A 23,039-nucleotide genomic window follows, 5' to 3' on the forward strand; every position below is an offset into this window, starting at 1 on the left:
AGAAACGGTCAGTCCAGGATGGGGCTAGCGCGCGACACGCAGGCCCTCGATGTGGACCTTGATGTCCACGTCCTCGAGCTCGGCAATCTGCTTGACGATGAAGCGGACCGAGTTCGTGAGGTTGTTGACTACGGAGGACATGTTGACGCCCTGCTCGACGATGACGTGCAGGTCGAGGTTGACCTTGCCGTCGGCGGCGCTGACGTCGATGCCCTTGCGCAGGCGGTAAGAAGGAAGCAGGCGAACAACGCCGGTCTGGCCGTCGATCTCGGCCATGCCCACGACGCCGTAGCACTCGAGGGCTGCGTAACCGGCGAGGTCGGCGATGACGTCGTTGGAAACCTTGAGCGTTCCCGGGATAGCACCAGACATGGGGTCTCCTCTCGCGGAAGTGTGCTCCGTGGCTGTTGGTTGCATAAACGCATAGATTATAGCGCAGAGAACTGCCCGCTGCGGCCAACATACAAACGTTGAGCGGTCAACACAGGAGCGCCACGAAAAAGGGAGGCCGATGACCGACCTCCCCATGAGAGCTATATGGCAATCGCTTAGCTGCGGGCGATTTTGCCGGACTTGAGGCAACGGGTGCAGACGTTGGCCTTGCGCTTGTGGCCGTCGATGACGACGGTGACGCGCTGGATGTTCGGCTTGAACGTACGGTTGACAACGCGGTGGGAGTGGCTGATGGTGTGACCAGCAACCGGGTGCTTACCGCAGAACTCACAAACCTTCGACATGGTAGACCTCCTCGAGGGCGCGGCGCACGCTGCGCCCGCAATTCACAAAGCCGTACGAATATAGCACAGGCGACGGAGCCTGCAAGCGAGAAACACTGGTAGGTTGTGCAGTTTTTGTCACGGCTTGGAGCAGGAGTCGTGGTTAGTGCGTTTTCGTCGTGTTGCTCGGATAAGGATTGTAGCGCTCCCACAACGTCGTGCGGCACATCTCCACAATAAGACAGGGGGACGGCCCCTTCGCCATATGGGGTTAGGCGAGCAGAAAGGCCGCGAGTGCGCCGCTGCGGCAAGTCGCGGTCGCGCCCGGGACGGCCACGACGTTGGAGATGCCGAGGTCGCCCAGAAGCTCCATGGGCTTATCGGCGAGCTCCCACTTGAAGCCGCGCTCGTCAACGCGCGTGCCCGGCGCCACGGCCACCGCCGAGAACGTGCGGCCCACGTTCTTCTCGCCGAGCGTCCAGGACCTCTCCCCTTCCGGGCGAAGGATGCGCAGCTCGAAGCCGTCCTCGACCATGCGCGCGCTTACTGCGGGCGCGCCGGCGAGAAGCCCGACCACGGCAAGGAAGTGATCGGGACGGCCGCCGGAGGCGCAGGTCAGCGTGACGGCCAAGGCCCGCGCCTGCCGCGCAGCCTCGTGGGCGGCGCAGTCGAGGGCGAGCGCGAGGTCGGTCGCGTACTTCTCGGACGGGAAGCGGATGTCGGTTCGCGCGTGCGCGCGAGCCCAGGCGGCGGCCTCGTCGCTCACCGAGTCGGCGTCGCCCACGAAAACATGCGCGGCGACCCCGGCGGCAAGAAGCGCCTCGGCGCCGCGGTCGACGGCAACCACGTACTCGGCCGCGCCGGCAAGCGAGCGCACGAGCTCGGGCGAGCTCGGCTCCGGCGAGCCGTCGACGACCAGGACCTGAAGCGGGGCCGCATTGGCCTTCTCGCCGCCAGCAGGACGCGCGTAATCCTCGAGCAGGGCGAGGCTCAGCTCGGCGTAGCCATGCACGTAGATATCGCAGTACGGGCGGACATCCTCCTCGCGCCGGCCGTCGTGGTCGTTCATGAGGCCGACGACGGAGAAGCCCGCCTTGTGCGAGGTCTGCACGCCGAAAGGCGCGTCCTCGAAGACCCAAACCTGCTCGCGGACGCGCTCGTCGCCCGCGTCAAGGCCAAGGCGTCGACAGGCCTCGAGGTAGACGTCGGGGAACTCCTTGTCGCGGCCGCCCACGTCCTCGGTCGATACCACGGCATCAAAGGAACCGAGCATGTCGTGAGCCTCGAGGCCGACGCGCAGCTCGCGCACCGGCGTGGAGCTCGCGATGGCCATAGGGATGCCCGCGCGCTTGAGCTCGGCCAAAAAGTCGCGGGCGCCGGGGAAGGCGGCGATTTCGTTCTCGTAGCAGTCGCGAACATGGGCGCACACCGCTTCGTACACCTCGCCGGCCGTGTCGCCGTAGCCGAACTCCTCGTGGCAAATGGCGCACATGTTCGCAAGCGAGATCGACTCGACGCGGTCGAAGAAACCGTCGGGCATGGTCCCACCGTAGTTGGTGAAGACCCAAGCCGTTGAGTCGGCCCACATACCCATCGAATCGACGAGCGTGCCGTCGCAATCGAAGATCGCCCCGAGAATCGTCATCTCTCCCCCATCGCCTTTCTTGCCGAAGCCCCCGTCAATTTGAGGTTCGGTGACAGTTTATCGTCAGTTTTGGCACAAGACGAAGACTCGGCCGGCTATCGGGTACAGTAACCCATGCAAAACCGAGTGAGCACGGAGGAACAAAGGCATGGCACGTTACGACTACAAATGCACGAGCTGCGAGACCGTCTTCGAGGTCGAGCACCCGATGAGCGAGCATCCCGAAGTCAGCTGCCCCGCGTGCGGCGAGCCGGCCGAGCGGGTCTTCGGCGCGAACGGCATCGTCTTCAGCGGGAGCGGCTTTTACAACACCGACCAGCGCGGCGGAGGCTGCGCGGAGGCCGCAGGCGGAGGCTGCTGCGAGGGCTGCCCGAACGCGTAGCGGCGGCTGACGAGGAGCGAACGCGACAAACCCTGCAATTGGGGTCAGAATCGGGCACGAAACTGACCCCAACTGCAGGGTTTGTCGTTTACGCGAATTGGCTGCGGTAGAGCTCGGCGTAGGAGCCGCCAGCGGCGAGGAGCTCTGCGTGGGCGCCCTGCTCGATGATGTTGCCGTGGTCCATCACGAGGATGAGGTCGGCGTCCACGATGGTGGAGAGGCGGTGCGCGATGACGAAGCTCGTGCGGCTCTCCATAATGGCCTCCATCGCACGGACGATGTACTGCTCGGTGCGGGTATCGACGCTGGAGGTGGCCTCGTCAAGGATGAGGATCGCGGGGTCGCAGAGCATGGCGCGGGCAATGGTGAGCAGCTGCCGCTGGCCCTGGCTTATCGCCTCGGAGTCGTTGGAGAGGCGGGTGTCGTAGCCCTGCGGCAGCGTGCGGATAAAGAAATCCATGTGCGCCGCGCGGGCGGCGGCCTCTATCTCCTCGCGCGTCGCGTCGGGCTTGCCGTAGGCGATGTTCTCGGCGATGGTGCCCTCGAAGAGCCATGCGTCCTGCAGGACCATGCCGAACTGGCGGCGCAGCTCGACGAAGGTGAGCTCGCGCGTATCGACGCCGTCGAGCGTGATGCGGCCGCCGTCTATCTCATAGAAGCGCATGAGCAGGTTGATCAAGGTCGTCTTGCCGGCGCCCGTGGCCCCGACGATGGCCACCTTCTGGCCGGGCTCGGCCAGAAGGTTCACGTCGCACATGAGGGGCTTATCGGGCGAGTAGCCGAAGCGGACGTGCTCGAACTCGACGCTGCCGCGTACCGGCTCAGGCAGGGTCGCGGGGCGCTCGGGGTCGGGCGCCACCTCGCCCTCATCGAGCAGCGCATAGACGTGCTCGGCCGCGGCGAGCGCTCCCTGCAGCATGTTCAGCGTGGTGGAGAGCTGCGTTAAGGGCTCGGTCGCGTTGGTCATAAACTGGAAGAACGACTGGAACACGCCCACCGTGAGCTGCCCCGCGAGCAGAAGGGCGCCGGCGATGACGCCGCAGGCGACCTGGGAGAAACGCGTGAGCAGGCGGATCGCCGGGCTCACGGCCTGCATGACGAAGTCGGCGCGGAAACTCGCCTCGGCCAGGCGCTCGGAGGCCTCGCGGACCCGGCGGGCGCTCATGTCCTCTTGCCCGAAGGCGAGAAGGACCCCGCGGCCGGAGTAGGCCTCCTCGACCTTGACGGTGAGGTCTCCGAGCGCAGACTGGCGACGCGCCGCGAGCTCGATCGTCTTTGCGGCGACGAAGCGCGTGAGCAGCAGCGACGCCGCGGCAAAGACGACGAACACGAGGCCGAGCACGGGCGCGCAGGCAAACATCATGGCCACGGAGCCGACGAGCGAGACGGCGCTCGCGATTATCTGCAGAAGGCCGCGCTGCAGCACCTCGGACACCTTGTCGAGGTCGTTCGTGGCGCGGCTGATGACGTCGCCCGGCTGGTGCGCGTCGAAGTAGCTCAGGGGGAGGCGGCCCACCTTCGCCGCGATCGCCTTGCGAAGGCTCAGGTTCAGGCGCTCGGCGAAGCCCGCCATGACGAGGGACTGCAGGGAGTAGAACGCCCAAGCACAAGTCCAAAGGCCGAGGTAGATGAGCACCTCTCGCCCGCCGTTCCCGAGGTTGATGACGTAGTGCTCCCCCACTGCCCACGCAGCTTGGATGTTTTGCCAGAGCAGGTCGACCAGGCTCGCGGAATAGAAGATGGCGACGATGGTGAGCGCCGCGTTGCCCACGGCGCCGGCCGCGGCCACGAGCAGGCGCCAGCGCTGGCCGGAGGCGCTCGCCCACAGGCGCCTGGCCGTGCCGGCGGCGTCGGCCGGGACCTCGCGCTCGTCGTCGAGCACGGGGTCTTTCTTGCCGTCGATCTGGGGCTCGTTTAATTCAGCGGCTTGCGGCGCGGCGGTTTTCGGCTCGGCGGCCTGCCGCGCTGCGGCCTGCGCCGGCCCGGTCAGCTTATCGACTGCCATCGTCGGCACCTCCTCTCTCCTGGGAATCGCAGATTTCTTGGTAGGTGGGACAGGTTCGCCGGAGCTCGTCATGAGCGCCGAGGCCGACGACACGGCCGTCGGAGAGCACGACGATCTGATCGGCGTCGCGGATGGTGCTCACGCGCTGGGCGATGATGAGAACAGCGGCGTCGGCGAGCTCCTCTTTGAGCGCGCGGCGCAGCGAGGCGTCGGTCTTGTAGTCAAGCGCGCTGAATGAGTCGTCGAAAATGTAGAGGTCCGCCTTGCGCACGAGGGCGCGGGCGATGGCCAGGCGCTGGCGCTGGCCGCCCGAGAAGTTCGTGCCCCCTTGCGCCACGTTGGTCGCGAGGCCGTCGGGCAGCTCGCGGACAAAGCCCGCCTGGGCCACGTCAAGGGCATGCCACAGGCGCTCGTCGTCGGCCGCGCAGTCGCCGTGGCGGAGGTTATCGGCGATGGTGCCCGAGAAGAGCCATGCCTTCTGAGGCACGTAGGCGATTCTATTGAGCAGGTCGCGTTTTGGCAGGTCGTGAACGTTGTTTTCGTTGAACTCAAGCGTGCCCGAAGTCGCATCGACGAAGCGCAACAGGAGCTTCGCCACCGTGGACTTGCCTGAGCCCGTGTTGCCGATGATGGCGCAGGTCTGGCCGCGGAAAAGCGAGAAATCGAGGTCGCGCAGCATATCCTCGTCGGCGTCGTCGTAGCGAAAACTCACGTGGTCGAAGCGCGCGACGCAGGCCGAGGGGGCGAGCGCGGGGGTCTTTGCATCAGCGCCTTTCCACGCGATGGAGGGCTCGAGATCGAGCACCTCGGCCGCGCGCTCGAGGCACGCCATGGCGCGCGGGATCTGCAGCAGCGCGAACTGGGCCATCATCATGAAGAACATGATGAGCATGGCGTACTCGAGCACCGCCGAGATGGAGCCGATGCCCATGGCGTGCGCGCCCACGCGGTCCGCGCCCACCCAGAAGATGAGCGCCTCGACGGCGTTCATGCAGAAATACGTGAGGGTGTCCGTCACCGAGAAGACGAGGTTGACGCGGATGGCGCGCTCGGCGTAGTCCGAGAAGGTCTGGTCGAGGCGCGCCTCCTCGTAGGCCTCCTTGCCGAAGGCGCGGATGGGGCGCACGCCCGTGATGGACTCGCGCAGGTGCACGTTCATGCTGTCGATTCGGCTCTGCAGAATGACGAAGATGGGCGCCGATTTGGCCACGGCAACGATGCTGATGACGAGCACGGCGAGCGTGACCGCGAGCAGGACGAGACCCATGACGCGGTCGATGGAGAAAGCCATGACAATGGCGATGACGGCCGTCACGGGCGCCGGCCCCAGCATGATGAAGGTCATGAGCAGGGTCTGCTGCACAACGTTGGCGTCGGAGAGCGTGCGCGTGATCATGGTGCCCGCGCCGAAGCGGTTGAAGTCGGCGGCAGAGAAGGCGAGGCTGTGCTCGTAGACGGCACAGCGCAGGTCGCGACCCACGTTCGCGGCGAGGCGCGAGGCGAGGCGATAGCTCACGATACAGCCGAGCGAACCGAGGAGCGCCGCCGCGAGCATACGGCCGCCGTGCAGAAGAATTTGGCCCATATCGCCGCCGGCGAGCACGGAGTTGAGGAGACCCGCGAGCTCGGTCGGAACGATGAGCATGCCCGTGATATCGCAGCACAAGGTGAGCAAGGTCGCTGCGCCTAGCCCTTTATACGGGGCGACGAGACGAGCGAGAAGCGCCCATGGCGTGGTCTTTGCCTGAGTTTGCAAAGCTTGCATGCCTATGCCTTCCCGAAGCGGTCGAGCTCGCCTGTGACGACCTCGACGTATTTGTTGGCCAAGCGGATCATCTCCCGCTGCTCGTCGACGGTGAGCGCGGAGAATGCTCGGCGCTCGGCGGCGACGGCCGGCTGTATACGCTCGGCGGCAAATGCGCGGCCCTCCTCGGTGAAGACGGCCTTCTTCGCCTTGCGGCTTCCCTCACAGAACGCGACCTCGATAAGACCCTTCTGTTTAAGCTGGCGCAGAGCGGAATTGACGGTCTGCTTCAGGAAGTTGTGTTCCTCGGTGAGCTTTGAGATGGAAATCTCTCCCCCATCCATGTGCGCGGCGTACATGACCCAGTAAGCGGACTCGGAAAGCCCGCACTCGCGGGAAAGGCGGTAATACAGGCGGTCGCTCTGCCGATACAGCTTGTCGAAGCTCGCTGGCCACTCGGTCGTGAGGCGCTCTTTATCCATTGAGGCTCTTTTCGTCCGACTTCGTACCAATTGTAGATAATTATGGTCCGCTTTCGTACCATGTCAAGACCAAGTCGCACGCTGAGTCGTCTCAAGGCGGAAACGACTCCTCACTTTGAGGGTTTTGCGCCCTAAGTTTTGGTGCCATCGCGCACAACCCCCAAATCGAGGAAGACAATTTCCTCGATTTGGGGGTTGTGCGCTGTGGCACTCAAACGGGCGACGCAAAACCCTCAAAACAAGGGGCTCAACTCGCAAAAACGTTATCGTGCCTATGCGTACCGCGGCTTTCAGCCAGCGCCGCTACAGCTTCTCGGCGATATCGAGGATCAAGCGCTCGGTCTTGTCCCAGCCAAGGCAAGCGTCCGTGATGGACTTGCCCCAGACGCCGCCGTCCACGGGCTGGTTGCCGTCCTCGAGGTAGGACTCCACCATGAAGCCCTTGACCATGCGGGCCACGTCGGCGTTGCGCGCACACGACTCAAGCACCTCGCGGCAAATACGCGGCTGCTCAAGAGGCCTCTTGCCGGAGTTGTCGTGGTTGCAGTCCACGACAACGGAGGGGTTGTCGAAGTCCGCGTCGAGGTAGCGGCCGGCCAGGCGCTCGAGGTGCTCGTAGTGGTAGTTGGGGTAGTTGCGCCCGTCCAGGCCGATGTAGCCGCGAAGCACGGCGTGGGCCAGCGGGTTGCCGGAGCACTCGACCTCCCAGCCGCGGTAGATGAAGCTCTGCTGCGCCTGGGCGGCGTAAATGGAGTTCAGCATGACCGACGTGGAGCCGGCGGTGGGGTTCTTCATGCCCACGGGCACCGAGATGCCGGCAGACACCAAGCGGTGCTCCTGGTTTTCCACCGAGCGCGCGCCCACGGCCACGTAGGACAGAAGGTCAACGAGGTACTGGTAGTTGGAGGGATAGAGCATCTCGTCGGCGGTGAAGAAGCCGGTCTGCTCGATGACGTGAAGGTGCATGCGGCGCACGGCCTTGACGCCCTCCAGAAGGTCGGCCGGGGCCTCGGGGTCCGGGTTGTGGAGAAGCCCCTTGTAGCCGGTGCCCTTGGTGCGCGGCTTGTTGGTGTAGACGCGCGGGATGACGATCAGCTTGTCGGAGACCTTCTCGGCTACGCCGGCCAGGCGCGTCATGTACTCCAGGACGGAGTCCTCGCGGTCGGCCGAGCAGGGGCCGATGATCAGCAGGCGGCGCGGGTCCTCGCCACGCATGACGGCGGCCACCTCGGCGTCGAAGGCGGCCTTCTTGGCAACGAGGTCGGCCGACAGCGGCAGCTCCTCTCGGGTCTCTTTGGCCAGGGGCAGGTGACGAGTGAAGTTCATGGACATGCGGCGGGGCTCCTTGCTGGGGTCGTGGCGCGGGCGGAAACGACAAGAGGCGCGGCCCCGCACTCGCGGCGGATTTGCTTCGGCCATTATCCGTGCTCGTAGGCACGCGCGCAACGCAGAAGGCTAACATTGGTTCTCGATGTAACAAACACGAGATAGGAGGCCCCGATTATGGCCTGCACCACCATCTTGGTCGGCAAGAAGGCGAGCTTCGACGGCTCGACCATCATCGCCCGCAACGAGGACTGCCCCTCCGGCGAGTTCTGCGAGAAGTGCATGGACGTGAACCGCCCCGACCCTGCCAAGAAGACCTACAAATCCGTGCTCGGCCACCTCGAGGTGCCGCTGCCCGAGGGCGGCACGCGCTACACCTGCATGCCGAACGCCGACCTTAAAGAAGGCCTCTGGGAGGCCGCCGGCGTGAACGAGCACAACGTTGCCATGAACGCGACCGAGACCCTTACCTCAAACGAGCGCGTGCTGGCGGCCGACCCCCTCGTCGCCTACCGCGCCGCGAAGGGCGAGCCCGGCGAGGACGGATACGAGCCCGAGGTCGCGGGCGGTATCGGCGAGGAGGACATGGTCACGCTCGTCCTCCCCTACGCCACGAGCGCCCGCGACGGCGTGCTGCGCCTGGGCGCGCTCCTCGAGCGCTACGGCACCTACGAGATGAACGGCATCGCGTTTGCCGACGTCGACGAGATCTGGTGGCTCGAGACCGTGGGCGGCCACCACTGGATCGCCCGCCGCGTGCCCGACGACTGCTACGTGACCATGCCGAACCAGCTGGGGCTCGACTCCTTCGACCTGGAAGACGCCTTCGGCGAGGGGCGCGAGCACCTGTGCTCGGCAGATTTGCGCGAGTTCATCGAGGATAACCACCTCGACCTCTCGCTCGACGGGCAGCTGAACCCGCGCGACGCCTTCGGCAGCCACTCGGACGCCGACCACGTATACAACACGCCGCGCGCCTGGGACATCCAGCGCTTCCTCAACCCGAGCGCCGGCCCTTGGGAGACGGCCGCCCCGCACGAGGAGTTCGGGCCCGAGTCCGACCGCCTGCCATGGGCGCGCGTGCCTGAGCGAAAGATCACCATGGAGGACGTCAAGTACGCCCTGAGTCTGCACTTTCAGGGCACCGTCTACGACCCCTACGGCCGCATGGGAACGCCCGCGACGCGCGGGATGTATCGCCCCATCGGCATCAACCGCAACTGCCAGCTGACGGCGCAGCAAATCCGCCCCTACGTCGACGGGCCGCGCCGCGCCGTCCAGTGGATCGCCCTGGGCAGCAACGCCTTCAACGCGCTCGTGCCCTTCTACACGCAGGTCGACGAGGTGCCCGAGTACGTGCGCTCCACGCCCAAGACCTGCACGACCGAGAGCTTCTATTGGGCAAACCGCCTTATCGGCGCCATGGCCGACGCCAGCTTTGCCGCAACGCAGCCGCACGTCGAGCGCTACCAAGAGAAGCTGCAGGCGGCGGCCACGCGCCTGATCCTGCAGGCAGACGCAGCGGGCGCCGACATGGCCGAGACGAACCAGGCCATCGCCGACGAGACGCGCCGTCAGACCGACGAGCTGCTCGGGCACGTGCTGTTTGCCCGCAGCAACGAGATGCGCAACGGCTTCAAGCGCTCGGACAACTAGCCAAAACGCGCAGCCATCGCAAAAAACGGGGATGGCGGCAGTTTAATGGCGCACCACAAAGTATCGCCTCCGACAAACAGGCCATCTACCTGCACGTTTGTCGGAGGCGATTGCTTCTATACTCGAGCGTCCTTCAAAAAACTGCCGCCATCCCTGATTTCTTCCCAGAAGAAGGGCTACTCGGCGGCCTCGGCCCCGCGATCTTCGCCCGCCTCACCCTCGGCCGGCTTGAGCCCGGCGAGCGAGAGGCCGTAAAGCGCGCCGAAGAGCACGAAGAGAACCGGTATCGCCATGGCGACGATCAGGGTAACGGCGAAGACCGTTGCGGCTTGCTCGGGCAGGTACGGGATCGCGAAGGGCGAGACCGCGAAGAGCAGCGTCGGGACGATGCCCAGGACGCGCCACACGATCTTTGCCGTGCGGCCGAGCTTCAACTTGAAGAAGTTGACCAACACGGTGGTGATCAGCGCACCGACGGAGAACGCGGCGACCGGTCGCGCGTAAACGGCAGCCACGAGCAGCATGCTGTTCTCATCGAACTCGTTGTTCACGGAGTTGGCCCAGATCAAAAAGGCGATGGAGGCTGCGGCGAGGATGCCCCAGACGACAACATTCGCGATGAACGTGGATTTCTTCATGACGTATCTCCTCAGCGGCGATGGGTTAAGCTCTTTAGGCAAAAGACTAGTATAGACAAGGGCGGTCAACGAATGAGCACTACAAAGGCCATGTCCGGCAAGGGGCACAGCATCCGCAGATACACACTGGGCGAGGAGATCGCCAATTCCGTGAGCCACGGCGTGGGCGCGGCGCTCAGCATCGCGGCGCTCGTGCTTCTCATCGTTCGCGCGGTGAGCCACGGCGGCGGGGTGCGCCTAGTGGCGGCGCTGCTCATGGGCATCGGCCTTATGGTCGAGTACCTCTTCTCGACGCTGTACCACGCCCTTGCGCCCGAGGGCGCCAAGCGCGTGTTCCGAGTGCTCGACCATTGCGGCATCTACCTGCTCATCGCAGGAAGTTACGCCCCGTTCGCGCTCGTCGCGCTGGCAAACGAAGGCGGCCTTTGGCTGGGCGTTGCTGTGTGGGCCGTGGCGCTCGCGGGCATCGTCGCCGAGTGCTTCTTGCGCGAGCGCCAGCCCAAGTGGCTGACCGCGCTTCTGTACGTGCTGCTCGGCTGGGTCGTCATCTTCAAGCTGCCGGCGCTTTGGGCGGTGCTGCCCAGGCCCGCCTTCTGGCTCCTTCTTGCCGGCGGGCTAAGCTACACCGTAGGGGCTATTTTCTACATCCCAAAAAAGGTCCCCTACCTGCACTTTGTTTTCCACCTGTTCACCTTGGCGGGAAGCATCTGCATAACCCTCTCCGCCCTCATCTTCGTCCTCTAACCCAAGGGCGCGCGCAGCGCGCAACACACTTCCCTCCTCCTGCCCCGCGATGACGTGGGTCAAGGTCCCAACCCGCGACGCAAGAAACCCCTCGCCTTTGCTCCGCCCCCAGTTCCGCACGAGCCGGACGTGACTTAATGTCACGTCCGTGCGAGCCGGGATTGTTTGAGGACGGAGTAAAGGCGCGGGGTTTCTTGCGCCACACAGATGAGAATGCCTTACGACTTAACCTCGAACTTCTCCCTGCACTTAGGACAAGTAACCCTCAGCCGGCCCTTGCCCCTCGGCACGCGCACCTTCTGCCCGCAGTGAGAACACTTCACATGCTTGAACTGCTTGGCTTCCGTCGCCGCGGCCTTCGGGTTCTGCAGCCAGGGGCGCAGCGGCCCGATGGCCTTGAGGAACGACTCGTTCTCGCGCGAGCGCGCCGCGAGATTCTTGGACTGGATGCGGAAAAGCCCGTACACCAGAAGCGCGAGCGCAAGCCACGACATCCACGCCCAATGCGCGAAGATGTTGATCACACCAAGAATAAACGCCAGGTAGATACAGGCATACACGATATCGTCGGCTCCGCGACGGCCGCGCATCCACTCGACGGCGCGGCGTTGCGCCTCGCTTACCTTTTGCTTCCAATCACCATTTGCCATAGGGTCAAAATCCTTTCGTCCTTTCACAAAGAAGCACGGCCGCACGGACCGCGCCAACAAGTCACGTTTTCTTATCTACCCAAGTTCCCGGAAAGCTACTCGGCGGTCTGGCGGCCGAAGCCCATCACGTAGGCACGGGCGAGCTTCTCGGTCTCGACGAGCGCGTCGATGTGGCAGCGCTCGCGGCCGTGGGTGTTCAGGCACGCCATGCCAAAGGCGGCCGCGCGCAGGTCCTGGGACATGTGGTAGGCGGCGTTGGCGTCGGTGGAGTAGTGGAAGCACACCTGGGTGTTCCACTTCTTGGGGTCGCAGACCTCCTCGGCGCAGGCGATCAGCGTATTGGTAAGGTCCCAGTCGTAGGGGCCCTTGGCGTCGGAGGCAATGACGGCGCAGCAGTGCTCGTCGGAGGCGTAGTCCGGGCCGATGAGGGTGATGTCCACGGCCACGTACTCGTCAACGCCCCCGGGCACGTAGGTGCCGCCGTTTCCGATCTCCTCGTAGATGGGGAAGGCGAACAGCGTGTCATAGGCCGGGGTGTTGCCGGAGTCCTTGAGCCAACGCAGGACGTCGAGAAGGACGGCCACGGCGGCCTTGTCGTCGATGTGGCGGCTGATGACGTAGCCGTTGTCGAAGCTCTCGAAGTGCGGGTCGATGCCCACGACGGCGCCCTCGGTCACGCCCAGCGCGCGGGCGTCCTCGGGGCTCTTGACGTCGGCCACCAGGCTCACGGACATGTTGTTCTCGTCGCGGGCGACGGTGCGGGCGTCCTCAAAGACGTGGACGGAGTGCTTGTCGCAGATGACCTGGCCGGCAAGGGCGCGGCCGTCGCGGCACAGAACAGTGCAGGTCTCGCCCTCGATGCTGGGGTAGTTGATGCCGCCCAGCTGGCGGACGCGCAGGGTACCGTCGTCGTTGAAGCCGCGGACAATCAATCCGATGGAGTCCAGGTGGGCGCCGATAAGGACGGTCTTGCTGGAGTCGGCGCCGGCAACGCGCACGTAGGCCGTGGCCTTGTTGTCAACGTACATCTCGTAGCCCATCTCGGCCACGATGTCGCGAAGCCACTCGTGGATCTCGGGGTAGTAGCCCACGGGGCTGTCCACCTCGACGCACTCACGCAGGGTCTCGGTCAGCCACGCAGGGTCGATGCTCTCAAGCTGAAGGTCCATGTCAGTACCTTTCTCTATAAGAGAACTAATTACTTCGCGTACAACGAAACAAGTTCTTGGAGCATGTCCACCATGGATTCCAACTCGGGCACGGGGACAAACTCGCGGACGCCATGGGCATTGTAGTAGCACGCGGAGAGGTTCGCGCAGGGAAAGCCGCGGAAGGAGAGCTGACTGCCGTCGGTGCCGCCGCGCATGGGAATGCAGGTCATCTCCTGGCCGATGCTCGCATAGGCGGCGCGGGCGTTGTCGATCAGGTGCGCATACTCCGGGCGGGTCACCACATCGGCCAGGTTGTGGTACTGGTCGCGGATCTCGATCTCAAGCGTGCCCTCCCCCATCTGGAGGTTCACCATCTCGACGGCCTGTTGCATCATCTGCTTGCGGGCCTCGACTTTTTCCTGGTCGTGGTCGCGGATGATGTAGTCGGCCTGAGCCTCCTCGCAGTTGCCGTTGATGCGCTCAAGGTAGAAGAAGCCGTCGTAGTTCTCGGTGAACTCCGGGCGCTGCTCAGCGGGAAGCATCTGGTGGAAGCGCATGAGGGCCTCCGACGCGTTGATCATCATGCCCTTGGCGGTGCCGGTGTGGCAGGAGAGGCCGTGCGCCACCACCTTGGCCTCGGCGGCGTTGAACGTCTCGTAGCAGAACTCGCCCAGGGGCCCGCCGTCGATGGTATAGCCAAAGTCCGCCCCGAACTTCTCCAGGTCGAGAAGGGCGGCGCCGTGGCCGATCTCCTCGTCGGGCACAAAGGAGAGCGCCAAGCGCGGGTGCGGCAGCGACGGGTCCGCCTTCAGGCGCGCGAGCAGCGAGACGACCATGGCGTCGCCCGCCTTGTCGTCGCCGCCCAGAAGCGACGTTCCGTCAGTTGTCACGATGTCATAGCCCGCCATGTTGGCAAGGCCCGGGTTGGTCTCAGGGGAGACGGCCACCTCGCGGCCATCGCGGCCAACTCCGATGACGAGCTTTCCGCCCTCGTAGTGCTTGACCTCGGGATGGACGGGTCTGCCCCAGCTCTGCCAGGCCGTGTCGATGTGGCAGCAGAAGCCCAGCGTGGGCTTGTCCTCGGCGCCCGCAGAGGCCGGCCAGTGGGCCGTCACGTAGGCGTGCTCGTCAACCTCAACGTCCAGGGCTCCCAGCTCGCGCAGGTCCTCGGCAATGACGTTGGCGATGTCGAACTGGCACGCCGTGGAGGGCACCTTGTCCGCCGTCAGCGGGTCGGACTGCGAGGGCACCTCGCAGTAGCGGATGAACCTGTCCAAAACGTCGCTCATGTCCTACCTCCATCAAAAGACGCAGGAAGCCAGGCTCCCTGCGTCATGAGTCTACGCGCCTATGTTACTAGATGCTGACCGGGCTCTTCTCGTCGTCGGTCAGGCCCTCGTCAAAGAGGTGGCAAGCGCAATGGTGCCCCGGTTTGACCTCGCGCATCTCGGGCGCCTTATCGCAGCAGACCTTCATGCACTGGGCGCAGCGGGTGTGGAAGACGCAGCCGGCGGGCGGGTTGGTGGGGCTGGGAACGTCGCCCTGCAGGATCTTCTTGTCCTGGATGCGCTCGTGGCGGATGCGCGGGATGACGTCGAGAAGCGCCTTGGTGTAGGGGTGCAGCGGCTCGTCGAAGAGGTCCTGCTTGCCCGCGAGCTCCATCGTGTGGCCCAAGTACATGACCATCACGCGGTCGGAGATGTGCTTGACCACGGACAGGTCGTGGCTGATGAAGATGTAGGAGAGGCCAAGCTTCTCCTGCAGCTCCTCTAGCAGGTTGATGACCTTGGCCTGCACGGACACGTCAAGGGCGGAGACGGGCTCGTCGCAGACGACGATCTCGGGCTCCAGCACGATGGCACGGGCGATCCCGATGCGCTGGCGCTGGCCACCGGAGAACTCGTGCGGGTAGCGATACTTGAACGCAAGGTCCAGACCGACAGCCTGCATGATCTCTTCCACGCGGGCGTCGCGCTCCTCGCGGGTCTTGTAGGTACCGGCGATGTCGATGGGCTCGGCGATGATATCGGCCACGGTCATGCGCGGGTTGAGCGAGCTGTACGGGTCCTGGAAGATGAGCTTCATCTTCTGGCGGGCACGCGTGAGCTCCTCGCCCTTGAGCTTGGTGAAGTCCTCGCCGTCAAGCCAGACCTCGCCGGAGGTGGGCTCGGTCAGGCGCAGGATGCACTTGCCGGTGGTGGACTTGCCGCAGCCGGACTCGCCCACGATGGCAAAGGTCTCGCCGCGACGGACCTCAAAGGAGGCGTCCTCGAGGGCGTGCACGTAGGCGTTGGCCTTGCCAAAGACGCCCTTCTTGATGGGATAGTGCTTGGTGAGGTGCTCGACCTTGAGCACCACGTCGTTCTTCTCGTTGGTCTCGGCCACGGCTACTCCCCCCACTTCTGCGCGTCGAACTTCCAGCAGGCCACGGTGTGGTGCTCGTCGCCGTCAAGCGGCTTGACGTGCGGGCACTCGGTGCGGCAGATGTCCTTGGCGTACGGGCAGCGCGGGTGGAACGGGCAGCCGGTTGGCAGCTCGTCGAGCATCGGCACGTTGCCGGGGATGGCATAGAGCTTCTGCACGGCGTCGTCCATCGAGGGGATGGAGTTGATCAGGCCAATGGAGTACGGGTGCTTGGGGTTGGTGAAGAGCTCGCCTGCGGTGGTGTACTCGACCAGGTGGCCGGCGTACATGACGGCGACCCAGTCGGCCATCTCGGACACGACGCCCATGTCGTGCGTGATCAGCATGACGGCGGTACCGAGCTTCTCGCGCATGTTGTCGATGAGCTGCAGGATCTGCGCCTGGATGGTGACGTCGAGGGCCGTGGTGGGCTCGTCGCAGATGAGAAGGGCGGGCTCGCAGGCAAGGGCCATGGCGATCATGACGCGCTGCCGCATGCCGCCGGAGAGCTCGTGCGGGTAGCTCTTGAAGACCTTCTCGGGGGCGGGGATGCCCACGAGCTTGATCATCTCGAGGGCGCGGGCGTCGGCGTCGGCCTTGCTCATCTTGGGGTTGTGGACCAAGATGCCCTCGCGGATCTGGTGACCGGCACGCATGACGGGGTTGAGCGAGGTCATGGGCTCCTGGAAGATCATGCCGATCTTGGAGCCGCGGAAGTCGCGCATCTCGTCGCGGGAGAGCTTGGCCAGGTCGGTTCCCTCGAGCTTGATGGAGCCGCCGACGATCTTTGCGGGCGGCTGGGGAAGCAGGCCCATGATGGAAAGTGCCGTCATGGACTTGCCGCAGCCGGACTCGCCAACGACGGCCAGGGTCTCTCGTTTACGCATGACAAAGCTCAGGTTGCGGATGGCCGGCAGCGCGCCGTCCTCGGTGAAGAGGGTGACCGAGAGGTCGTCCACGTCGAGAAGCACCTCAGCGTTCTCGGCGATGGCGACCTGCTCGCGGGTGAGCTCCTCGGCCTCGTCGCGAAGTTCCTCGTTGAGGGAGACGTTGGTTTCAGACATTATCTTCTCCCTCCCTAGGAGCGCATTTTGGGGTCGAGTGCGTCACGTAGGGCGTCGCCCAGCAGGTTGAAGGCCATGACCGTGATGATGATGGCGATGCCGGGGATGACGGAGTAGTAGGTGCAGGTCTGGATGTAGGGCTGCGAGGCGCTGATCATCTGGCCCCAGGAGCTCATGGGAGGCTGAACGCCAAGGCCGAGGAACGACAGCGAGGCCTCGGACAGGATGGCGCTGGGGATGCCCAGGGTGGAGACCACGATGAGCGTGGAGATGCAGTTGGGCAGCAGGTGCTTGAGGATGATGCGCATGGGCTTGCCGCCAGAAAGGATGCAGCTCTGGATGTACTCGGAGCCCTTCAGGCGCATGACGTCGCCGCGCACCAGACGCGCCGTGGACGTCCAGCCCAGAAGACCGAGAGCCACGTAGAGGTTCACGAGGCCCGGGCCCATGGCGAACATCACGACGATGGCGAAGAGAAGGAACGGGAAGCTCGAGAAGACCTGGATCGCAAAGGAGATCGCGGAATCGACCTTGCCGCCGAAGTAGCCTGCGCACACGCCGGCGAAGAAGCCGATGAGAAGCGCGATGGCCTGGGACACCACGCCGACGGAAAGCGAGATGCGGCAACCGTAGATGACGCGGGAGAGCAGGTCGCGGCCGTACTCGTCGGTGCCGAAGAGGTGAGCGGCGCTCGGCGCCTTGAGCATGTTGGTAAGCTCCTGGGCATCCGGATCGTAGGGTGCCAGCAGCGGCGCGAAGATGGCGACGAGCACAAGAAGTGCCACCACCACAAGGCATACCATGCCCAGCTTGTTCTTCTTGAAGATGTTCCAGCTCACGGCCCAGTAGCTCTGGGCGCGCTTCTTGCCTGCGGCCTTCTCGGCCGCGATGGCCGCGGTAGCCTCGGTGGCCACGCGCTCAGCCTCCTGGGTGCGCCTGTCGTTCTTGTCGCTAGAAAAGAGAGCCATTACTCAGCCGCCTCCTCTCCCAAACGAATGCGCGGGTCGGCCACGGCGTAGAGGATGTCGACGACGAGGTAGACCACGACGCAGATGAGTGCGATGTACATGACGCCGCCCTGAATGAGGGGCAGGTCGCGGGCATTGATGGCGTCGAGCAGGAGCTTGCCCATGCCCGGCATGGCAAAGATGGACTCGATGAGGATAGAACCCGTGAAGATATCGCCCAGCTGCGTGCCCGCGATGGTGATGATGGGGATAAGGGCGTTGCGCAGGCCGTGCTTCAAGATGATGGCCCACTTCTTGACGCCCTTCGCCTCGGCCGTGCGCATGAAGTCCTGCGAGAGAACCTCGAGCATGGAGGTGCGGGTGACGCGGGCGATGGAGGCGGCGTAACGAATGCCGAGCGCGCAGGTGGGAAGCACGAAGGCCTGCCAGGTCTTGATGCCGGAGAGCGGGAACCACTTGAGCGTCAGGGCGAAGACGATCTGCAGGATGACGGCCATCCAGAACGCCGGGGCCGAGATGCCGAAGATGGAAAGCGACATCAGGATGCGGTCAAGGGCACGGCCGTGGTTGACGGCGGCAACGACGCCGACGACAAGGCCTAGGATGAGCGCAAAGAGGTAGGCAAAGCCGGCGAGACGTGCGGTGACGCCGAAGGCCTGGCCCATGAGCATCGTCACGGACTTGCGCTGCGTGTAGGAGGTGCCGAAGTCACCCTGCAGCATGTTGAGCAGCCAGTTGCCAAACTGCTCGAGGATGGGCTTGTTGAGGCCCATCTGATCGCGAATTCGCTGAATCGTGGCCTCGTCGGCCATCTCGCCCACCATGACGCGCACGGGGTCGCCCGGCACGATGTTGAGCACGAAGAACGTGATGGCCGAGATGGCGAGAATCACGCCAATGGCCAACAAGATCCTCTTGATGAGAAAGTCTCTCATCGCCTGCTCCTTTCTTACGCGGCTGCACATATGCCCTGCGCCGCGCCCCTCAAATGCGGGGACGCCCCGCTTGCGCTCTTTGCGCTCGCGGGGCGCCCGAAACTAGCTTTTGACCGAGCTACGCAGCAGGGTAGTTGGGGTCGGTGGTGTCGACGTCGAGGTCGAAGAAGTGGTAGATCAGGTTGCCGACCTTGGCGTTCTTGACGTAGGACTTGGCGACGAAGGCGTTCTTCGGCCAGTACAGGGGAATGGTGGCCCAGTCCTCGTGGACGATGATGTGATCGGCCTGCTTGTAGAGCTCGGCGCGCTCGTCCTGGTCCTGGGAGACGCGAGCCTGCTTGAGCAGCTCGTCGACCTCGGCGTTATTGTAGAAAGAGGACTTCTTGGCAGCGTTCTCGCTGTAGAAGTAGGTGTACATGTGGTTGTCGGCATCAGCGAACAGCGGGAACCAACCAAGGGCGGTAACCTGCAGGTTGCCGTCGGCCCAGTCGGAGGACCAGACGCCGTTGTCCTCGATCTGGACGTCAAGGTCGACGCCGATCTCCTTCCAGTAGGACTGGATGACCGTCATGTACTTCTGGTAGATGCCGGTGCGGGTCTTGCAGGTCAGCGACAGGTTGGAGACGCCGGCCTCCGCCATGAGGGACTTGGCCTTCTCGACGTTGTAGTCGATCGTGACGCTGGAGTCGTGGCCGGGGGTCTGCGGGGCGAGCCAGCAGCCGGCAACGGTGCCGGAGCCGGACAAGGTGGTGTCGACGAGCTCCTGACGGTTGATGGCGAGCGAGAGCGCCTGGCGCACGCGGACGTCCTCGAGGCCCTGGCCCTCCTTGAGGTTCAGGTTGACGAACTGGACGCCCAGGGTCTCGTACTGGGTGATGCAGTCCTTGACGTCGGCGTCGTTCTTGTACTGCTCGAGCATGTCGGCGGACAGGTCGCACCAGTCGATGTCGCCGTTCTTGAAGGCCATCAGCTTGGTGTTGTTGTCGTCGTAGTAGGTGATCTGGATCTCGTCGAGGGCAGGCTCGCCGTCGTGGTAGTCGGCGAACTTCTCGAGGACGATCTCGGTGGTGTCGTCGTTGGAGGCGACCTTGTACTTGCCGGAGCCGATGCAGTTGGTGCCCCAGCCCCAGTTCTCGCCGGCGGCCTCGCAGGCGTCCTTCGGGAAGATCTGGGCGTAGGAGATGCCGAGGTTGGAGACGAAGGAGCTCATGGGCTCGGTCAGCACAAAGGTGAAGTGGGTGTCGTCCTCGACGGTGAGGCCGGTGAGCTCGGTGGCGGTGCCGGCGAGCATCTCGGTAGCACCCACGATCTTGTCGTACATGTAGGTGGACTTGGCGGCGGTAGCCGGCGTGAACATGCGCTCGAAGGTGTACTTCACGTCGTTGGCAGTCATCGTGGTGCCGTCGTGGAACTTGATGCCGTCCTTGAGGGTGCAGTGCAGGGTGAGGCCGTCTGACTCGAAGGCCGGGACCTCGGTGAGGAGGCAGGTGACGAGCTCGTTATCCTCGGTCCAGCGAAGCGGGGCCTCGAAGATGGACTCGGAGATGGCAGAGGAGCCGGAGTTAGTGGACTTCTGCATGTCCAGGCCGAGCTTGGCGTTGGACTGGCCCCAGCGAAGGACCTTCTTGGTGGGGCCGGACTGGGAGCTGGAGCCCTCGGAGCCGCCGCAGGCGGCGAGAGCGGCCGCGGCCGCAGAGGCGAGCCCACCCTTAACGAAGTTGCGGCGAGAGATGGATTCCATCATGAGCGTACCTTTCTGTGTCATGCGCGCCCTTCCCTATTGCGCGCGAGCAGGCGCCCAGACCAAACAAAGAATTTGGGCGCCCGGATATTATTAAGGGGGGTTTACGTGCACAGAGCAGTATTTAACAGGCATTAACAGAAACTGCCGCTCACCTGCCCGCGAACGGTAAGAGCAACCCCTTCCTAGACATATTTACACACAAAATTAGAACGAAAAGGACCGCCCACGCACGGCGGGCGGCCCTCAGTTTCGCTCAAAACCAGCGAAGAAGCCTGGGCGTTTACTCCTCGACGGTCTCCTCGGCCTCAGCCTCGTGGGCCTCCTCGGCCTCAGCCGGCTTCACGGACTCGGGGAGAGGCTTGACCTCGACCTCGGTGCCGAGGGTCTCGGCGGCGGCCTTCATGGAGAGGGAGATGCGACGACGGTCGAGGTCGATCTCCATGACCTTCACCTGGACGGTGTCGCCCACGGTGCAGACCTGGGACGGCTGGTCGACGTGGGTCTTGGCCATCTCGGAGATGTGAACGAGGCCCTCGACGCCGTCACCAAGGTCGACGAAGGCGCCGAAGGTGACAAGCTTGGTGACCTTGCCCTCGACGATGGCGTCGACCGGGTACTTCTTGACGAGGGTGCGCCAAGGATCCTCGGTGGTCTGCTTGAGACCGAGGGAAATGCGCTCGCGGTTCAGATCGACGTCGAGCACCTGGACCTCGACCTCCTGGCCGACCTTGACGACCTCGGAGGGGTGGTTGACGTGGTTCCAGGAGAGCTCGGAGATGTGCACCAGGCCGTCGATGCCACCGAGGTCGACGAAGGCGCCGAAGTCGACGATGCTGGAGACGGTGCCCTTGAGGCGCATGCCGACCTGCAGCTTGGAGAGGATCTCCTGGCGCTCGGCCTTGCGGGCCTCCTCGAGCACGACACGGCGGGAAAGCACGACGTTGTTGCGGTTGCGGTCCATCTCGATGACGCGGGCCTCGATGCGGGTGCCCATGAAGGCGGTAAGGTCCTTGACGCGACGGAGGTCGACGAGGGAGGCGGGCAGGAAGCCGCGCAGGCCGATGTCGAGGATCAGGCCACCCTTGACGACCTCGATGACCTCGCCCTCGACGGTCTCGCCGGACTGGAACTTGGCCTCGACGGCGTTCCAGGCGCGCTCGTACTCGGCGCGCTTCTTGGACAGGACGAGGCGGCCCTCCTTGTCCTCCTTCTGGAGAACAAGAGCCTCAATCTCGTCGCCCATGGCGACGACGTCGGCAGGGTTGACGTCCTTGCGGATGGAAAGCTCGCGGGACGGGATGACGCCCTCGGACTTGTAGCTGATGTCAAGCAGGACCTCGTCGCGCTCGATCTTGACGACGGTGCCGGTGACCAGGTCGCCCTCATCGAAATCGGTGACGGTGCCGTCGATGAGGTTGTTCATCTCCTCGTCGGAAATGTCATCCATGGCGAAGATGGACGAGTTCTGAATCTCACTCAAAGGTGGACCCCTTTCGAACTACGGGGCCCCGGTCGTCATGGTCGCTGCCTGCAGTGCCAATTGAAAATAATCGCGGCGTCTACGTGGAAACTTGCATGCTCTCGGGGGCCAACAGATACGGTTGTGCAGGTCCTTTGCCCACACGCACTTTAGATTACCGTTAAACCAGCCGGTTTATCAAGGCATTATTTGGGGTAACTTTAGTTTCTACGCAGGGTCGCCATGGATTCGCGGCCCAGACGCATCGTATCACCTGAAAGGCGCGCCTTACATGATAGAGGCTGTTCTCTTCGACATGGACGACACCCTGCTCTCGCTCAACCTCACGGCGTTCCTCAGTCGCTACGTCAACGGTGTCTCGGGGCTGCTCGCGCGCGCGAGCGGGAAGCCCCGCGTGAACATAATGAGCGCCTATGCGCGCGCATGGCTCGCCGCGGAGGGCGAGAAGCGCCGCGACCACCTGACGAACGCGCAGCTCATCAACTCCATCATCTACAAGCAGACGAAGATTCCGCTGGACGACCCCGTCATTGCGGACATGATCTCTTATTACGAGGAGAACTACGTGCCCCACCTCGGCGGCGGCATGGTTCGCGCCGAGCCCAAGAATGGCGCCCACGAGGCGGTCCAGGCCGTCTACGACCTGGGACTCACCTGCGCGCTCGCCACGAACCCCGTGGTCTCGGCCGCGTGCGACCGGGCGCGCATGGGCTGGGCGGGCTTTGTCGAGAGCGACTTCGCGCTGGTCAGCTGCGCCGAGAACTCCACGCGCACCAAGCCTTGGGCCGGCTACTACGAGGAGTTCTGCGGAAAGCTCGGCCTCTCGCCTTCCGAGTGCCTCATGGTCGGAAACGACGCGAAGCGCGACTTCGCCCACCCCGATTGCGGCCTGAGGACCATCTACATCGGCCACGCCCGCCCCTCGCGGGCCATCTGGAGCGGACACATGGAGGACCTCGCGGAGGCGCTGCCGCGCATCATCGACGAGGCGAACGCCTGACCAGCATTGGGGACAGTCCCTTTTGCAGGTTTCGCTGGCCAGTACGAGCAAGACCTGCAAAAGGGACTGTCCCCAATGCTGGTTACGGCCGACGACCTGCCGCATAATACGCCCGCCGGTGACGCGAGGAGGCACCTCGCGAATAAAAATCGGGGATGGCAGCAGTTTTTTGCGCGCAGTCCGAGTAGCCGAATCTCGGGCAGCCCGTCTACCTGCGGTTTTGTCGGGCGCAGAACGCGCTCTACTTGAAGGGGGGACCGCGGACTCAAAGTTGGACACCTTTGGTGTCCGGAAAGGAGCCCGCGT

General features: G+C 64.2%; 21 protein-coding genes. 4 read left to right on the forward strand and 17 right to left on the reverse strand.

Annotation, left to right across the window (positions count from 1 at the left end; genetic code table 11):
• Positions 1-24: 24 nt before the first annotated feature.
• From U5709_RS00610 to U5709_RS00620, 3 genes are all read right to left on the reverse strand, one after another.
• The gene (locus tag U5709_RS00610) at positions 25-372 is read right to left on the reverse strand and encodes an Asp23/Gls24 family envelope stress response protein (RefSeq protein WP_321972097.1); all 348 of its coding nucleotides are present in this window, start codon (positions 370-372) and stop codon (positions 25-27) included.
• 176 nt (positions 373-548) lie between these two features.
• Positions 549-737, reverse strand: coding sequence for a 50S ribosomal protein L28 (gene rpmB / locus U5709_RS00615; RefSeq protein ID WP_321972098.1), 189 nt, complete (start codon positions 735-737; stop codon positions 549-551).
• A gap of 250 nt (positions 738-987) precedes the next feature.
• Positions 988-2,361 (reverse strand): thiamine diphosphokinase, encoded by a 1,374-nt coding sequence (locus tag U5709_RS00620; RefSeq protein WP_321972099.1) that lies wholly within the window; start codon positions 2,359-2,361, stop codon positions 988-990.
• 148 nt (positions 2,362-2,509) lie between these two features.
• On the opposite strand from U5709_RS00620, the gene U5709_RS00625 reads away from it, so the two are divergent.
• The gene (locus U5709_RS00625; protein WP_321972100.1) at positions 2,510-2,743 is read left to right on the forward strand and encodes an FmdB family zinc ribbon protein; all 234 of its coding nucleotides are present in this window, start codon (positions 2,510-2,512) and stop codon (positions 2,741-2,743) included.
• Between the two features lie 88 nt (positions 2,744-2,831).
• Here the strand turns inward: U5709_RS00625 and U5709_RS00630 are convergent, their stop codons facing one another.
• The 4 genes from U5709_RS00630 to U5709_RS00645 form a co-directional block, all read right to left on the reverse strand.
• On the reverse strand, positions 2,832-4,748 hold the full coding sequence (locus tag U5709_RS00630) for an ABC transporter ATP-binding protein (protein WP_321972531.1): 1,917 nt from the start codon (positions 4,746-4,748) through the stop codon (positions 2,832-2,834).
• On the reverse strand, positions 4,735-6,423 hold the full coding sequence (locus tag U5709_RS00635) for an ABC transporter ATP-binding protein (protein WP_321972532.1): 1,689 nt from the start codon (positions 6,421-6,423) through the stop codon (positions 4,735-4,737). Before U5709_RS00635 ends, U5709_RS00630 begins: the two co-directional genes overlap by 14 nt.
• Positions 6,424-6,515: 92 nt before the next feature.
• Positions 6,516-6,974 (reverse strand): MarR family transcriptional regulator, encoded by a 459-nt coding sequence (locus U5709_RS00640; protein ID WP_321972533.1) that lies wholly within the window; start codon positions 6,972-6,974, stop codon positions 6,516-6,518.
• Between the two features lie 303 nt (positions 6,975-7,277).
• Positions 7,278-8,306, reverse strand: coding sequence for a 3-deoxy-7-phosphoheptulonate synthase (locus U5709_RS00645; RefSeq protein ID WP_321972534.1), 1,029 nt, complete (start codon positions 8,304-8,306; stop codon positions 7,278-7,280).
• A 171-nt stretch (positions 8,307-8,477) separates the two neighbouring features.
• On the opposite strand from U5709_RS00645, the gene U5709_RS00650 reads away from it, so the two are divergent.
• Positions 8,478-9,956 (forward strand): C69 family dipeptidase, encoded by a 1,479-nt coding sequence (locus tag U5709_RS00650; RefSeq protein WP_321972535.1) that lies wholly within the window; start codon positions 8,478-8,480, stop codon positions 9,954-9,956.
• Positions 9,957-10,132: 176 nt separating this feature from the next.
• Here the strand turns inward: U5709_RS00650 and U5709_RS00655 are convergent, their stop codons facing one another.
• A complete protein-coding gene (locus U5709_RS00655; RefSeq protein WP_321972106.1) occupies positions 10,133-10,594 on the reverse strand; it encodes a hypothetical protein in 462 nt (153 codons plus the stop codon).
• A 72-nt stretch (positions 10,595-10,666) separates the two neighbouring features.
• Between U5709_RS00655 and trhA the strand changes: the two genes are divergently transcribed.
• Positions 10,667-11,338, forward strand: coding sequence for a PAQR family membrane homeostasis protein TrhA (gene trhA / locus U5709_RS00660; protein ID WP_321972107.1), 672 nt, complete (start codon positions 10,667-10,669; stop codon positions 11,336-11,338).
• 218 nt (positions 11,339-11,556) lie between these two features.
• On the opposite strand, the gene U5709_RS00665 is transcribed toward trhA, so the two are convergent.
• From U5709_RS00665 to rpsA, 9 genes are all read right to left on the reverse strand, one after another.
• Positions 11,557-11,988, reverse strand: a complete 432-nt coding sequence (locus U5709_RS00665) for a zinc ribbon domain-containing protein (RefSeq protein WP_321972108.1) — start codon at positions 11,986-11,988, stop codon at positions 11,557-11,559.
• 95 nt (positions 11,989-12,083) lie between these two features.
• Positions 12,084-13,157, reverse strand: a complete 1,074-nt coding sequence (locus tag U5709_RS00670; RefSeq protein ID WP_321972536.1) for a M20/M25/M40 family metallo-hydrolase — start codon at positions 13,155-13,157, stop codon at positions 12,084-12,086.
• 29 nt (positions 13,158-13,186) lie between these two features.
• Positions 13,187-14,428, reverse strand: coding sequence for a peptidase T (gene pepT / locus U5709_RS00675; protein ID WP_321972537.1), 1,242 nt, complete (start codon positions 14,426-14,428; stop codon positions 13,187-13,189).
• Positions 14,429-14,495: 67 nt separating this feature from the next.
• Positions 14,496-15,524 carry a dipeptide ABC transporter ATP-binding protein gene (locus tag U5709_RS00680; RefSeq protein WP_321972538.1) on the reverse strand — a complete coding sequence of 343 codons (1,029 nt, stop codon included), beginning with the start codon at positions 15,522-15,524 and terminating at the stop codon, positions 14,496-14,498.
• 2 nt (positions 15,525-15,526) lie between these two features.
• Positions 15,527-16,606 (reverse strand): ABC transporter ATP-binding protein, encoded by a 1,080-nt coding sequence (locus U5709_RS00685; RefSeq protein ID WP_321972112.1) that lies wholly within the window; start codon positions 16,604-16,606, stop codon positions 15,527-15,529.
• Between the two features lie 14 nt (positions 16,607-16,620).
• Positions 16,621-17,574, reverse strand: coding sequence for an ABC transporter permease (locus tag U5709_RS00690; protein ID WP_321972113.1), 954 nt, complete (start codon positions 17,572-17,574; stop codon positions 16,621-16,623).
• The gene (locus U5709_RS00695) at positions 17,574-18,509 is read right to left on the reverse strand and encodes an ABC transporter permease (protein WP_321972114.1); all 936 of its coding nucleotides are present in this window, start codon (positions 18,507-18,509) and stop codon (positions 17,574-17,576) included. The genes U5709_RS00690 and U5709_RS00695 overlap by 1 nt, the downstream gene beginning before the upstream one ends.
• A gap of 118 nt (positions 18,510-18,627) precedes the next feature.
• Positions 18,628-20,274: an ABC transporter substrate-binding protein gene (locus U5709_RS00700; protein ID WP_321972115.1), complete on the reverse strand. Its 1,647-nt coding sequence runs from the start codon at positions 20,272-20,274 to the stop codon at positions 18,628-18,630.
• A gap of 259 nt (positions 20,275-20,533) precedes the next feature.
• The gene (rpsA, locus tag U5709_RS00705; RefSeq protein WP_321972116.1) at positions 20,534-21,733 is read right to left on the reverse strand and encodes a 30S ribosomal protein S1; all 1,200 of its coding nucleotides are present in this window, start codon (positions 21,731-21,733) and stop codon (positions 20,534-20,536) included.
• Between the two features lie 271 nt (positions 21,734-22,004).
• On the opposite strand from rpsA, the gene U5709_RS00710 reads away from it, so the two are divergent.
• Positions 22,005-22,733 (forward strand): HAD family hydrolase, encoded by a 729-nt coding sequence (locus tag U5709_RS00710; RefSeq protein WP_321972539.1) that lies wholly within the window; start codon positions 22,005-22,007, stop codon positions 22,731-22,733.
• Positions 22,734-23,039: the final 306 nt, after the last annotated feature.

The organism is Paratractidigestivibacter sp., assembly GCF_963660155.1.
GTDB lineage: Bacteria > Actinomycetota > Coriobacteriia > Coriobacteriales > Atopobiaceae > Paratractidigestivibacter.

What these genes read in the sequence shown, in the direction of transcription:
- U5709_RS00610 (WP_321972097.1), bottom strand. Translation starts at nt 372, where the DNA reads ATGTCTGGTGCTATCCCGGGAACGCTCAAGGTTTCCAACGACGTCATC.
- rpmB (WP_321972098.1), bottom strand. Translation starts at nt 737, where the DNA reads ATGTCGAAGGTTTGTGAGTTCTGCGGTAAGCACCCGGTTGCTGGTCAC.
- U5709_RS00620 (WP_321972099.1), bottom strand. Translation starts at nt 2,361, where the DNA reads ATGACGATTCTCGGGGCGATCTTCGATTGCGACGGCACGCTCGTCGAT.
- U5709_RS00625 (WP_321972100.1), top strand. Translation starts at nt 2,510, where the DNA reads ATGGCACGTTACGACTACAAATGCACGAGCTGCGAGACCGTCTTCGAG.
- U5709_RS00630 (WP_321972531.1), bottom strand. Translation starts at nt 4,748, where the DNA reads ATGGCAGTCGATAAGCTGACCGGGCCGGCGCAGGCCGCAGCGCGGCAG.
- U5709_RS00640 (WP_321972533.1), bottom strand. Translation starts at nt 6,974, where the DNA reads ATGGATAAAGAGCGCCTCACGACCGAGTGGCCAGCGAGCTTCGACAAG.
- U5709_RS00645 (WP_321972534.1), bottom strand. Translation starts at nt 8,306, where the DNA reads ATGTCCATGAACTTCACTCGTCACCTGCCCCTGGCCAAAGAGACCCGA.
- U5709_RS00650 (WP_321972535.1), top strand. Translation starts at nt 8,478, where the DNA reads ATGGCCTGCACCACCATCTTGGTCGGCAAGAAGGCGAGCTTCGACGGC.
- U5709_RS00655 (WP_321972106.1), bottom strand. Translation starts at nt 10,594, where the DNA reads ATGAAGAAATCCACGTTCATCGCGAATGTTGTCGTCTGGGGCATCCTC.
- trhA (WP_321972107.1), top strand. Translation starts at nt 10,667, where the DNA reads ATGAGCACTACAAAGGCCATGTCCGGCAAGGGGCACAGCATCCGCAGA.
- U5709_RS00665 (WP_321972108.1), bottom strand. Translation starts at nt 11,988, where the DNA reads ATGGCAAATGGTGATTGGAAGCAAAAGGTAAGCGAGGCGCAACGCCGC.
- U5709_RS00670 (WP_321972536.1), bottom strand. Translation starts at nt 13,157, where the DNA reads ATGGACCTTCAGCTTGAGAGCATCGACCCTGCGTGGCTGACCGAGACC.
- pepT (WP_321972537.1), bottom strand. Translation starts at nt 14,428, where the DNA reads ATGAGCGACGTTTTGGACAGGTTCATCCGCTACTGCGAGGTGCCCTCG.
- U5709_RS00685 (WP_321972112.1), bottom strand. Translation starts at nt 16,606, where the DNA reads ATGTCTGAAACCAACGTCTCCCTCAACGAGGAACTTCGCGACGAGGCC.
- U5709_RS00690 (WP_321972113.1), bottom strand. Translation starts at nt 17,574, where the DNA reads ATGGCTCTCTTTTCTAGCGACAAGAACGACAGGCGCACCCAGGAGGCT.
- U5709_RS00695 (WP_321972114.1), bottom strand. Translation starts at nt 18,509, where the DNA reads ATGAGAGACTTTCTCATCAAGAGGATCTTGTTGGCCATTGGCGTGATT.
- U5709_RS00700 (WP_321972115.1), bottom strand. Translation starts at nt 20,274, where the DNA reads ATGACACAGAAAGGTACGCTCATGATGGAATCCATCTCTCGCCGCAAC.
- U5709_RS00710 (WP_321972539.1), top strand. Translation starts at nt 22,005, where the DNA reads ATGATAGAGGCTGTTCTCTTCGACATGGACGACACCCTGCTCTCGCTC.